General features: G+C 56.0%; 7 protein-coding genes, 2 tRNA genes and 1 rRNA gene. 4 read left to right on the forward strand and 6 right to left on the reverse strand.

Going from position 1 to position 12,281, the window contains the following annotated elements; translation table 11 throughout:
- Positions 1–22 precede the first annotated feature (22 nt).
- The 4 genes from priA to B9Z39_RS12990 form a co-directional block, all read right to left on the reverse strand.
- Complete coding sequence (gene priA / locus B9Z39_RS12975; protein ID WP_108301997.1) at positions 23–2,116, reverse strand: primosomal protein N'; 2,094 nt, start codon at positions 2,114–2,116, stop codon at positions 23–25.
- A 348-nt stretch (positions 2,117–2,464) separates the two neighbouring features.
- On the reverse strand, positions 2,465–3,571 hold the full coding sequence (gene hemE, locus B9Z39_RS12980) for a uroporphyrinogen decarboxylase (RefSeq protein WP_100147213.1): 1,107 nt from the start codon (positions 3,569–3,571) through the stop codon (positions 2,465–2,467).
- Positions 3,572–3,646: 75 nt separating this feature from the next.
- Positions 3,647–4,069: a CoA-binding protein gene (locus tag B9Z39_RS12985; RefSeq protein ID WP_100147212.1), complete on the reverse strand. Its 423-nt coding sequence runs from the start codon at positions 4,067–4,069 to the stop codon at positions 3,647–3,649.
- Positions 4,066–6,351 carry a protein-disulfide reductase DsbD gene (locus B9Z39_RS12990; RefSeq protein WP_233249006.1) on the reverse strand — a complete coding sequence of 762 codons (2,286 nt, stop codon included), beginning with the start codon at positions 6,349–6,351 and terminating at the stop codon, positions 4,066–4,068. Before B9Z39_RS12990 ends, B9Z39_RS12985 begins: the two co-directional genes overlap by 4 nt.
- Here B9Z39_RS12990 and B9Z39_RS12995 point away from each other — a divergent pair.
- Positions 6,350–7,186: a creatininase family protein gene (locus tag B9Z39_RS12995; protein WP_233249007.1), complete on the forward strand. Its 837-nt coding sequence runs from the start codon at positions 6,350–6,352 to the stop codon at positions 7,184–7,186. The genes B9Z39_RS12990 and B9Z39_RS12995 overlap by 2 nt on opposite strands.
- Before the next feature lie 2 nt (positions 7,187–7,188).
- Here the strand turns inward: B9Z39_RS12995 and B9Z39_RS13000 are convergent, their stop codons facing one another.
- Positions 7,189–7,857 (reverse strand): histidine phosphatase family protein, encoded by a 669-nt coding sequence (locus B9Z39_RS13000; protein ID WP_100147209.1) that lies wholly within the window; start codon positions 7,855–7,857, stop codon positions 7,189–7,191.
- Positions 7,858–7,869: 12 nt separating this feature from the next.
- A complete protein-coding gene (locus tag B9Z39_RS13005) occupies positions 7,870–9,765 on the reverse strand; it encodes an ATP-binding cassette domain-containing protein (RefSeq protein WP_100147208.1) in 1,896 nt (631 codons plus the stop codon).
- Positions 9,766–10,224: 459 nt separating this feature from the next.
- Here B9Z39_RS13005 and B9Z39_RS13010 point away from each other — a divergent pair.
- The 3 genes from B9Z39_RS13010 to B9Z39_RS13020 all read left to right on the forward strand — a co-directional run bounded on the left by B9Z39_RS13010 (position 10,225) and on the right by B9Z39_RS13020 (position 12,031).
- Positions 10,225–11,759: ribosomal RNA gene (locus tag B9Z39_RS13010) — 16S ribosomal RNA — on the forward strand.
- Between the two features lie 99 nt (positions 11,760–11,858).
- Positions 11,859–11,935: transfer RNA gene (locus B9Z39_RS13015), tRNA-Ile, on the forward strand.
- 20 nt (positions 11,936–11,955) lie between these two features.
- Positions 11,956–12,031, forward strand: a tRNA-Ala gene (locus B9Z39_RS13020).
- The last annotated feature ends 250 nt before the right edge of the window (positions 12,032–12,281 follow it).

A 12,281-nucleotide genomic window follows, 5' to 3' on the forward strand; every position in this document is an offset into this window, starting at 1 on the left:
GTCATGACGTCAGGCGGGCGATCTAGATCGCCAGTGGGTCGACGTCAATGGCCCAACGAATCACTTGTTTGTGATGGCCGCGCAATGTGTGCAACTGCGCTTGCCAATGGCTCAAAAATCCTTGTAGCGCTTTGCGTGAGGTGCATTCAAGCAACATTTGCGCACGCTCGATATTGGCCACCCGCTGAATTGACATGGGGACTGCAGGATAGATGTCTACCAGGGCGTCGTCTGCCCACGCAGTGCCAGCATCGCGCGCTGCGGACAAAAAGTCTTGTGCCGCTTGCTGGCTGCGAGCTTCAGCGCGCACCAGAGCCTGAAAGCTGAAGGGGGGCAAATTGGCTTCTAGTCGTTCTTTGAGTTGTTGGTCCGCAAAGGCCGGGTAGTCGTGTTGTTTGAGGGCTTCAAAAAGTGGGTGCTGTGGGTGAAATGACTGCACCCACATCTCGCAAGCGTGGGCCAAGCTCATGCTGGCGTCACGTCCGGCCCGTCCGGCGGCTTGCATCAGCAAACTGAATAAGCGTTCCGGTGCACGAAAGTCGCTGGAGAACAAGGCACCATCCGGGTTGAGTGCAGCGACCAGGGTGACGCGCCGGAAATCATGACCTTTGGCAATCATCTGTGTACCCACCAGAATGTCGATGGCCCCCGCATGCACCTCTGCGAGTTGACGCTCAAGCTCGCCTTTGAGGCGCGTACTGTCGGCGTCAATACGGGCAATGCGCAGCGCAGTGCCATCGGGGCGACGCACATCGGCCAGCAATTCACCCAGGTGTTCTTCCAGTTGCTCGGTGCCACGACCCAACGGACTGATGTCTTGATTGCCACAGCTAGGGCAGGCACGTGGCACAGCCTGGGTGTAACCGCAGTGGTGACACCGCAAGGTGCGGTCGAGTTTGTGAAATACGCGATAAGCGCTGCAATGTGGGCATTCGCTTTTCCAGCCGCAATCGGTGCAGTGCAGCACAGGCGCATAGCCTCTGCGATTGAGCAAAACCAGGATTTGCTCGTCACGTGCGATGCGCTCACGCATGGCGTCGAGCAGGTGGCTGGAAAACACAGTTTTGTAAGGCTGGCGATTCATGTCCACCCTGCGCACCAGCGGCAGCGCACCCTGCCCCACCCGTGATGGCATGTGCAACCGCAAGTAACGTCCTGCGGGATCTGTGTCAGTCGCAGGGCGGCTGTGGTGCCAGCTTTCCAGCGAGGGTGTGGCCGAGCCCAAAATTACTTTGGCGTGCTCCAGCTGTCCTCGGTAAACCGCCAAGTCACGTGCTGAATAGCGCGCGCCCTCTTGTTGTTTGTAGCTAGGGTCGTGTTCTTCGTCTACCACGATCAATTGCAATTGAGGCATGGACGCAAAAACAGCCATGCGCGTGCCCAACACGATACGTGCTTGGCCGTTGTGTGCGGCCAGCCAGTGGTTCAAGCGTTGCGCTGGGGTGAGGCCACTGTGCATGGTGACCAGGCATTGCTCTCCCCATTGCGGCGCAAAGCGCTCGCGAAAGCGTGCTTCGAGCTGGGGTGTCAGGTTGATCTCGGGCACCATGACCAAAATTTGCGCGCGCGGATCGCCTGTCAACACATCTTGCGCTGCCCGTAAATAGACCTCGGTTTTGCCGCTGCCGGTGTTGCCAAACAGCAGGAATGGGCCTTTGTGTGCTGCGATCTGGTCCAAAACCTGAGCTTGTTCTTGCGTAGCCACTGGAATGTCGGGCGTATGACGTTCGCTAGGGGAGAGCGCCTTCGCTTTTCGCTTGAGACGTCTGTTCCATTGCTCAGCGCTGAGTTCGCGCAGCTGGTTCGGCAAGGCGGCTAGCGCCACTTCACCGATGCTGCGTTGGTAGTAGTGGGCTGCAAACTGCACCAGCTGGCGCCAGTGAGGGCTCAATGGCGCAAGACCTTCCAGCACACAGGCGATAGGACGCAGCACGATGCCTGGTACGTGCTCTTCCTGCGTGGTGTCATCCCACACCACCCCCAACAATTCACGTGAGCCCAGTGGGACGCGCACCAAGGCGCCGGGATCCACTGGGATGTCGCTGCTGTAAGTCAGCGCACCACCCAAACCGCTGTGTGCAGGTGTGTGAACCATGACGGAGATTGGATGCGACATGTCAAGCGCTCAGTTGGGAGGTTTTATTCAGGTGATTTTTGAAAAAGGCGCTTAAGTTGTTGATTTAAATGGTTTTCATGGTTAACTCAACTTTTGTGTGGATAACTTTGTTGATATCTCTGCTTGAGTCTTGCCAAAGGCCCGAAAAACAAGGCTTTGATCAAACTGCACGAAAAAAAAGCAGTCTGTTAAGCCTATACAAATCAATAACTTACAGAAAATGCAGAACTTTTGATCGACCATGTAAGAAAACCGCTTCTTGGTGCAGTGCATTCACTTTTTTGTGCATAAGTCGCAGGCCGAAGTGGTTTTTTTGCATTTGTTGACATGAATCGCTCGCTTTTTGGGTTATGAGTTTCTGAGTTTGCGCGAGTGTTGATGTACAGCATCCACTAAGACGGCGACGCTTTCTGGGGGGGTGTATTGGCTGATACCATGGCCCAAATTAAAGATGTGAGTTGGACCGTTGGTGCTGGTGTCGGTGTGCGGTTGGCCAAACGCATCTAATACCCGACGCGCTTCGGCTGCCAGTTGTTCGGCGGGTGCAAACAGGGCATTGGGGTCCATGTTGCCTTGCAGTGCTTTGCCTGGACCGCCCACGCTACCACCCACTTGTGCGCGGGCATGGCCCAAATTGACCGTCCAGTCCACACCAAGAACTTCGCAGTCGAGTTCTGCCATCTCGGGTAACCACAAGCCGCCGCCTTTGGTGAACACCAAGCGGGGAATGATGGCGCCGTCGTGTGAACGTTTGAGTTGCGAGAGCACGCGTTTGGTGTAGGCCAGGCTGAACTGTTGGAACATGCCATCGGCCAGTACACCGCCCCAGCTGTCGAAAATCATCACGGCTTGGGCGCCGGCTTCGATTTGGGTGTTGAGGTACAAGGCCACAGCGTCGGCGTTGACCGCCAAGATGCGGTGCATCAAGTCAGGACGGCTGTACATCAGGCTTTTGACTTGGCGGTAGTCGTCTGAGCCACCGCCTTCGACCATGTAGCAGGCCAAGGTCCAAGGACTGCCTGAAAAACCAATCAGGGGCACACGCCCATTCAATGCTTTGCGGATGGAGGTGACGGCGTCAAACACATAGCGCAGCTTGTTCATGTCTGGAATCGCCAGCTGAGACACCGCGGCTTCGTCACGGACGTTTTTGGCGAACTTGGGGCCTTCGCCCTGGGCAAAGCTCAAGCCTAAGCCCATGGCGTCTGGCACGGTCAAGATGTCACTGAACAAAATGGCGGCGTCCAGTGGGTAGCGCTCCAGCGGCTGTAAGGTGACTTCGGTGGCGAAGTTGGTGTTGGTGGCCAAGCCCATGAAGCTGCCCGCTTTGGCACGGGTGGCGCAGTACTCAGGTAAGTAACGACCTGCTTGGCGCATCAGCCAGATGGGCGTGTGGTCGGTGGCTTGGCGCAGGCAAGCGCGTAAAAAGGAGTCGTTTTGGAGTGGTGCAAACATGCCCGCATTGTCGCCGAGCCAGTGGAGTCAGCGTCGTGTGCACCGGGCGCTTGCCTGCGGTAGGCGGCTTGACGTTCAGCGGTGTTGCCGTGCCCAGCGTGCGTGCTCCACCATGAGGCAGCGGTCTTGTACCACCCACAGACCTGCCTGCGTTGCCAATGCTGCGGCACCGTCATGGGCAATGCCAATTTGCAGCCACAGGGCTTTGGCGCCCAGGGCGATGGCCTCGTCGGCGATGGGGGGTATGTCTTGTGCGTTGCGAAAGCAGTTCACCATGTCAATGGCGACATGTTGTGCGGCTTCGCTCAAGGAGGCGTAAGCGCGTTCACCCAGCACTTCTTTGGCCAATGGATTGACTGGAATGATGCGGTAGCCCTGCGCTTGCATGTACTGTGATACACGGTAGCTGTCGCGGTGTGGTTTGGGCGAGAGGCCCACTACGGCAATGGTATGGCACTGGGAGAGGCTGCGCTCGATGGCGGTATCTTCGGATGTCATCGGTTGGGCAAGGGTTTAGCTGTGATGGGTGTTTCCTGGGTTGATGGCAGTGCTGCCAGTGCCTCATGAATTTGGCTGGTGCTGAGCAACTCAGACAGTACCAAAGGTGCTCGACCTGGGGCATAGAGCACATAGACGGGTACACCGCTTCGACCCAAGGCGTTGAGTGCTGCGGTGATGGCTGGGTCGCGTCGCGTCCAGTCGGCGCGCAATAGACGGACTTGGTGCGCTTGAAAGTCGCTCAAGACAGCGGGGTTGCCCAGTGTGGTTTTCTTGTTGATTTGGCAAGTCACACACCAGGCGGCGGTGAAGTCCACAAACACCGGTTGGTTCCGTGCCAAAGATTGCGCCACCTCAGCCTCTGACCAGTCTTGCCAAGTGCTGCTGGCGGATGTTGAGCTGTCTGCACGGGTGTTGGGTGCGGAGTCGGGCGCATCGTTGAGCCACGGCAGCCAAGATGCCCCGGCTAAACCCAAGGCCAAGACAAAGATGAGTTGCAATAAGCGGCCACTGTGGGTGCGAAAGCGCGTGCTCCACACCAGCGCGGACAAACCCAGTAGCCAAGCCAGCAGCAAGGTGGAGGCATCGAGGCTGGTTTGTTGCCCAAGTACCCACAGCAGCCACACCACGGTGGCGAGCATGGGGAAAGCCAACAGTTGGCGCAGCATCACCATCCACGGCCCGGGATGAGGCAAGCGGCGTGCCACAGCAGGCCACCAGCTGGCGGCCAAATAGGGCAAGGCCAAGCCCAAGCCCATGCTGGCGAAGATGGCCAGAGCCTGGGGTATGGGCAGGGTCATGGCCAGACCCAAGGATGCGCCCATGAAGGGCGCCGTGCAGGGGGAGGCGACGGCGACGGCAAGTACGCCTGAGAGCAAGGCGTCGCTCACTGGGTGACGCGCTTGAAAGGAAAGCCAGGCGGAGGGCAGCACGTGTCCCAACTCAAACAGCCCCCACAGGTTGAGTGCAATCAGAGTGAACAACACAGCCAAGGCGCTGACCACCATTGGGGACTGCAACTGAAAGCCCCAACCAAGTTGTTCCCCAGCCGCGCGCAGCGCCAGCACGCCTGCACCGAGCAGCAAGAAGCTCAGCACCACACCGGCTGTGTAGGCCAATCCGGCGATACGGTGGGCGCGGTGCTGGCGGCTGTGCTGGGCAAAGCTCAGTACTTTGATGGCCAAAATCGGTAGTACACAGGGCATGAGGTTGAGGATCAGGCCACCGATGAAGGCGCCCGCCAACGCCAACGCAAAACCCCAGAGGCCAACCTCGACGGTCTGGGGGGGTCGGGGTGTATTCGTGGGGGGCGCGATAGGCCCGTCGGGCAGGGGGGGCCAAGCGTGTGTGAGAGGCAGGTCAATGGAGAAGCCTTGCCGTTGCGCGCCTTGACCGTCTACCAGCAACAAGGGAAGTGTGGACGGGCTGGTTTGTCGCAGGCTGCTCAAGGGCAGTTTGGCTGTCCACACAGCGCCTTGCCATGACTGGTTGGCCATGGGGTGTTGTTCTGTGGCGGACTCCAAAATTTCGGGTGTTTCAGGAAATACCGCCAAGCGATGGCCTTGCAGTGCGGCAGGCAAGCTGCTGATGCGTAGTGTGATGAACTGCGTTTGGTCTTTAACGTCAAACTGCGTTTCCGTCTGGGTTGGCGTGACCGTGCGGGGTTGTTGGGCTATGACGGCTTCAAACGTAGGGGTCAGTGGCGCATGGCTGCTGTGGGTGGGAATGCGCAGCTGGAAGTCACCCTCTTGCGGAATGCATTCGAGCCGACAAACCAGCCAGTTGGCGTGTAACCGAATGTCTAAGGTGGGGCTGGCTTTGAACTCACGTGACAGTGTCAAAGGCACCACGAGCAAAACCTGTTGGTCGTAGCCGTAGTTGGTCAGACTGCCCGCGCGTAACTTACTTGGCAGCGGCCACGCGATGGGGCCGGCCTGAACGCCTGCGGGGAGGTTCCATTCCAGTTGTGTGGGCAGGCCCGAGTCGCCGGGGTTGCGCCAGTAGGTGTGCCACTCGGGTTGGTGTTGCAGTTGCAAGCCGACCCAGAGGGCTTGGCCCGCTTGCACGCCGTTGGGCGCGTGTGCCACCAATTCGGCGCGCACTTGCGCTGTGGTGACCACCGCGCTTTGTGACCAGGCTATTGCGCTGGCGCCCAGCCCGCACAGCAGAAGGAGGGTGAGGCGTATCAAACGCCAGAGTTGGCCGAGGGTGCAGAGGTAAAGACCGCGAGAGATGTCGAGCATCTGGGAATGGTAACGAGGCAGCCGATAAGATGCGGGCATGGACGCTACTTCCCCTACTTTTGACTCTGCCGCGATGGCCTCGCACCGCTGGGCTGATCTGACCTCCTCGACATTTGCCAGATTCGATCCTGCGCGTGCGGTGGCGGTGCTCCCGCTGGGTGCGACCGAGCAACATGGTCCTCATTTGCCGTTGTCGGTAGATACGGTGCTGGTGAACGGCGTGGTCAATGCTGCTTTGACCCATTTGTCCGAACAAGATCCGGTCTGGGTGTTGCCCACACAAAGCCTGGGCCTGAGCACCGAACACACGGCTTTTGCGGGCACATTGACCTTGTCACCTCAGACGGTGATTCAGTTGTGGTGTGACATCGGCGCGTCGGTGGCCCGCGCAGGCGTGAAGAAATTGTTGTTGTTCAACGCGCATGGTGGCAATGTGGGGTTGATGGATGTGGTGGCGCGCGAGTTGCGTGGCCAGCATGGTTTGCTGGTGTACAGCAGCAGTTGGTACAACTTGCCTTTGGATGCGGCGGCAATGCAGTCGTTTTCAGCCGATGAGCAGCGTTTTGGGGTGCATGCGGGCGATATGGAGACGTCGATGATGTTGGCGCTGGCACCCGAAACCGTGAACATGGCCTTGGCACAAAACTTTGACTCCACATCTCGTACACGCGCTGCGCAGTGCCCTGTTTTGGGCAATGGCAAAAGTGCCAAGCTGGGTTGGCACATGCAAGACTACAACCCGCAGGGGGCGGCGGGGAACGCGGCGGCCGCGACAGCGGCCAAAGGACAGGCCTTGGTTACGAGCGCCGGTGAGCAACTGGCGCAGTTGCTGCAAGAGTTCATGGCCTTGCCTTTGTCAACTGTGGATGCCTAGCTTCAGGCGTAGGTGATCCAATCTTTGTGGCTGGGTGTTTCCAAATGCGGGATGGTGTTGAATGACACCAGACTGTGGCGCTTGGGGTTGAAGCTGAATTCGCACACCGCGCTGTTACGCAGGCGCAAATTGAGCTCAATGACGCCGTCTACTTCCAGATTCAACACATGACCCACAGCCATGGAGATGGGCCCTCCGCTGGAGACCAGGAGCACGTTGCCATCATGCTGTTGACGGATGTGGTCTAGGGCACTTGTGATGCCTTGTAAAAACTCAGCATGGTCTGGCATGCCTTCGGGACGTGCCTGCCCCGTCATCCACGCTTTCAAGCCTCGGCGCAGCAGGCGAAAGTGCTCGCGATAGCCTTCGGGGCTGCTAGGCTTGTTCAACGGCCCGGCATGCACGCCGCGAATGACGGCTTCACTGTCGTATTCGTTCAAGCCAGGCCACAGGGTCGTGTCCTGTGACAAACCCAGGCCAAGTTGTATGCCTTCCAAGGTTTGTCTGTGGCGTTTGAGGGTGCCAGTGAAGACGGCATCGAATTTCAATCCTTGGGTCTGCCAATGTTCGCCTAAGCGCTGGGCTTGGCGCGCCCCCAATGGACTGAGTTGGTCATAGTCGTCGGCGCCCAAAGAGGCTTGGCCGTGTCGCACGAGGTAGAGCTGTCCCATGGGGGTGTTGAATCAAGTGGGTGAGGAGAGCACTTCCCAGCGTTCCAACGCGTGCATGAGTGCGGTTTCGATTTCTGTATCCCGGGCATGTAACTTGGCCACGTGAGCCGGGTCGTCGGCATACACCTTGGGGTCTGCCAGGGCTGCCCGTGTTTCTTTTTGCTCGGTTTCGAGGGAACTGATCAAATCTGGCAACGCGTCGAGTTCACGTTGTTCTTTGTAACTGAGTTTGCGCGGCTTTGTCGTGGGCGTGGCAGCTGTTTTGGATGCAGTTGCGGTTTGTGCACTTGCGGCTTGCTTCGTTCCGTTGGTGTTGGTTATGTTCAAGCTGCGTGTGCGGGCCGATTGAATCAACCAGTCTTGCACGCTGCCTTCGTATTCGCGCCAAAAGCCGGGATTCTCTGGCGTGCCTTCAAACACTAGTGTGCTGGTGGCGACGTTGTCGAGGAACGAGCGATCGTGGCTGACGATGAACACAGTGCCTTTGTAGGTTTGCAGCAGTTCTTCAAGTAACTCCAGCGTGTCGATGTCCAAGTCGTTGGTGGGTTCGTCCAAGACGAGCACGTTGGCGGGCCTGGCAAAAAGACGTGCCAACAGCAGCCGGTTGCGCTCACCTCCTGACAAGGAGCGCACAGGCGAGGTGGCGCGTGCCGGTGAGAACAAAAAGTCGTCGAGGTAGCTTTTGACGTGTTTTCTCTGGTCTCCGATTTCGATCCATTCGCTACCAGGGCTGATGAAGTCCTCCAGCGTTGCATTCATGTCGAGTGCGTTACGCATTTGGTCGAAATAGGCCACTTGTAAGTTGGCTCCTTGGCGAACTTTCCCGCTGTCCGGTTGGAGTTCGCCCAAGATCATTTTCAGCAACGTGCTTTTGCCAACACCATTGGGTCCAATCAAGCCAATTTTGTCTCCACGCAAGAAGGTGGCAGAAAAGTTCTTGGCAATCACTTTGTCGCCGAACGCTTTGTTGACCTCGGTCAGCTCTGCAACGATCTTGCCGCTTTGTGCGCCACTGGCTAGGTCAAGCTTGACTCTACCTACGGCGTCACGCCTGGCTTCTCGGCTTGCGCGCAATGCCTCTAGACGAGCAATGCGACTTTGGCTGCGGGTGCGGCGTGCCTCCACGCCTTTGCGAATCCAAACCTCTTCGCCTGCCAAGAGCTTGTCTGCCTTGGCGTTGATAACAGCCTCTTGGTTGAGCTGTTCTTCTTTTTGAACTTGGTATTGGGCGAAGTTGCCTGGATAAGACAGCAAGTGGCCACGGTCTAACTCAACAATGCGTGTTGCCACACGATCTAGGAAAGTTCGATCGTGCGTGATGGTGATCACGCTGCCTTTGAAGTCGATCAGCATACCTTCTAGCCACTCAATGCTATCGAGGTCTAGGTGGTTCGTCGGCTCGTCTAGTAGCAATACATCGGGTGCTGTCACGAGTGCCTGAGCCAGTGCCACGCGTTTCGCTGTCCCGCCAGAGAGTGCGCTGATTCGTGCGTGAGGGTCTAGGTGCAAGCGATGTAGGGTCTCATACACACGTTGCTCCCAATTCCAGCCGTCGAAGACTTCAATTTCGTTTTGTATCGCGTTCAGGTCCCCCTCGCCAATGGAGTACTGCTCAATGAGTGCAATCACACGAGCAAGGCCAGAGCTGACGGCGTCAAAGACAGAGTGTTCACCGTCAAGTAACGGCTCTTGGGCCACATAAGTGACGCGTAGCCCTTGCTGAACACGCATGTCGCCATCATCAGGCTTCTCCATGCCTGCGAGTATGCGCAGCAGCGATGACTTTCCTGCGCCGTTACGGCCAATGAGACCAACGCGTTCTAGCGGCTCCAGTGAAAACTCTGCGTGATCAAGCAGTGCGACGTGCCCAAAGGATAGTTGGGCTTGTTGTAAAGTAATTAGAGACATGATTGATTATCGGTGTCGCTTCAAGTGTGGTTTCATTCCCTAGAGTAAGTAACGCGTCCTCAAAATTACTTGGGTGTTCTACGCAAGTTAGAAAATAAATGGATTCCCTTGTGTTGTTTGTAAAAGTGGTGCTATACTGACGGGCTCCGCTGATAACAATGGCAAAGGGTTAACCCGGTAGCCAAGAGTCAGATGGATGTAAAAATTTTCAAAAATTTTTACGCAACGACAAAAAATCGTTGTATACTGCAAGGCTTCGCTGATCGCAGCTAAGTTACTCAAGAAGTTGAGTTAGATCCTTAAAAAAATACAGCCGATAAGCGTGGGCGTTTGATGGCGATTGCCAAGTTCTTCGGAACTAAGTCTTAATTGGCTTACAAACGCTCATGAGAATAGAAGTGAAGTTCACTTCAATTCCGTTTTTATGAGTTGCTCGAAAGAGCGAAAAAAATCAAGATCGAACTATAGAGTTTGATCCTGGCTCAGATTGAACGCTGGCGGAATGCTTTACACATGCAAGTCGAACGGCAGCACGAGGGTAACCTTGGTGGCGAGTGGCGAACGGGTGAGTAATATATCGGAACGTGCCCAGTCGTGGGGGATAACGTAGTGAAAATTACGCTAATACCGCATACGATCTATGGATGAAAGCGGGGGATCGCAAGACCTCGCGCGATTGGAGCGGCCGATATCAGATTAGGTAGTTGGTGGGGTAAAGGCTCACCAAGCCAACGATCTGTAGCTGGTCTGAGAGGACGACCAGCCACACTGGAACTGAGACACGGTCCAGACTCCTACGGGAGGCAGCAGTGGGGAATTTTGGACAATGGACGCAAGTCTGATCCAGCCATTCCGCGTGCAGGACGAAGGCCTTCGGGTTGTAAACTGCTTTTGTACGGAACGAAAAGGTTTCTCTTAATACGAGGGGCTCATGACGGTACCGTAAGAATAAGCACCGGCTAACTACGTGCCAGCAGCCGCGGTAATACGTAGGGTGCAAGCGTTAATCGGAATTACTGGGCGTAAAGCGTGCGCAGGCGGTTATATAAGACAGATGTGAAATCGCCGGGCTCAACCTGGGAACTGCATGTGTGACTGTATAGGTGGAGTACGGCAGAGGGGGATGGAATTCCGCGGGTAGCAGTGAAATGCGTAGATATGCGGGGGAACACCGATGGCGAAGGCAATCCCCTGGGCCTGTACTGACGCTCATGCACGAAAGCGTGGGGAGCAAACAGGATTAGATACCCTGGTAGTCCACGCCCTAAACGATGTCAACTGGTTGTTGGGTCTTCACTGACTCAGTAACGAAGCTAACGCGTGAAGTTGACCGCCTGGGGAGTACGGCCGCAAGGTTGAAACTCAAAGGAATTGACGGGGACCCGCACAAGCGGTGGATGATGTGGTTTAATTCGATGCAACGCGAAAAACCTTACCCACCTTTGACATGTACGGAATCCTTTAGAGATAGAGGAGTGCTCGAAAGAGAGCCGTAACACAGGTGCTGCATGGCTGTCGTCAGCTCGTGTCGTGAGATGTTGGGTTAAGTCCCGCAACGAGCGCAACCCTTGTCATTAGTTGCTACATTTAGTTGGGCACTCTAATGAGACTGCCGGTGACAAACCGGAGGAAGGTGGGGATGACGTCAAGTCCTCATGGCCCTTATAGGTGGGGCTACACACGTCATACAATGGCTGGTACAAAGGGTTGCCAACCCGCGAGGGGGAGCTAATCCCGTAAAACCAGTCGTAGTCCGGATCGCAGTCTGCAACTCGACTGCGTGAAGTCGGAATCGCTAGTAATCGTGGATCAGAATGTCACGGTGAATACGTTCCCGGGTCTTGTACACACCGCCCGTCACACCATGGGAGCGGGTTCTGCCAGAAGTAGTTAGCCTAACCGTAAGGAGGGCGATTACCACGGCAGGGTTCGTGACTGGGGTGAAGTCGTAACAAGGTAGCCGTATCGGAAGGTGCGGCTGGATCACCTCCTTTCTGGAAACTGCAATCTAAATTGAACGTCCACACTTATCGGTTGTTAGAGGGTTGTCGTCGATTGATCTCGGAAATTGCCGGGTAAATCGCGACCGGCTTGGGTCTGTAGCTCAGTTGGTTAGAGCACCGTCTTGATAAGGCGGGGGTCGTTGGTTCGATTCCAACCAGACCCACCATCACTTCTTAGTGAATCAATGGGGGATTAGCTCAGCTGGGAGAGCACCTGCTTTGCAAGCAGGGGGTCGTCGGTTCGATCCCGTCATCCTCCACCATTAAATTCAACAACAAAGTGGCTTCGTTGAGGCTATTTTGTTGTTGATCGGTATTGATCGATTAACTAGGCTGTTCTTTAAAAATTCATAGAGTCGAATTAGCGTTGCTGGCGGAAACTGTACATTCGTAAAGGTTTAGTACAGACCGTGCCGCCAGCGACATTTTTTGATTGCGTCAAAACGAATATTCAATTGTGTTGAAAAACATTTTGAAATTCAGTAATGACGAATTGTTCTCTCGATAGAAATA

It is taken from the genome of Limnohabitans sp. JirII-29, from assembly GCF_003063395.1.
In the GTDB taxonomy this organism is placed as follows: domain Bacteria; phylum Pseudomonadota; class Gammaproteobacteria; order Burkholderiales; family Burkholderiaceae_C; genus Limnohabitans.

What these genes read in the sequence shown, in the direction of transcription:
- priA (WP_108301997.1), bottom strand. Translation starts at nt 2,116, where the DNA reads ATGTCGCATCCAATCTCCGTCATGGTTCACACACCTGCACACAGCGGT.
- hemE (WP_100147213.1), bottom strand. Translation starts at nt 3,571, where the DNA reads ATGTTTGCACCACTCCAAAACGACTCCTTTTTACGCGCTTGCCTGCGC.
- B9Z39_RS12985 (WP_100147212.1), bottom strand. Translation starts at nt 4,069, where the DNA reads ATGACATCCGAAGATACCGCCATCGAGCGCAGCCTCTCCCAGTGCCAT.
- B9Z39_RS12995 (WP_233249007.1), top strand. Translation starts at nt 6,350, where the DNA reads ATGGACGCTACTTCCCCTACTTTTGACTCTGCCGCGATGGCCTCGCAC.
- B9Z39_RS12990 (WP_233249006.1), bottom strand. Translation starts at nt 6,351, where the DNA reads ATGCCCGCATCTTATCGGCTGCCTCGTTACCATTCCCAGATGCTCGAC.
- B9Z39_RS13000 (WP_100147209.1), bottom strand. Translation starts at nt 7,857, where the DNA reads ATGGGACAGCTCTACCTCGTGCGACACGGCCAAGCCTCTTTGGGCGCC.
- B9Z39_RS13005 (WP_100147208.1), bottom strand. Translation starts at nt 9,765, where the DNA reads ATGTCTCTAATTACTTTACAACAAGCCCAACTATCCTTTGGGCACGTC.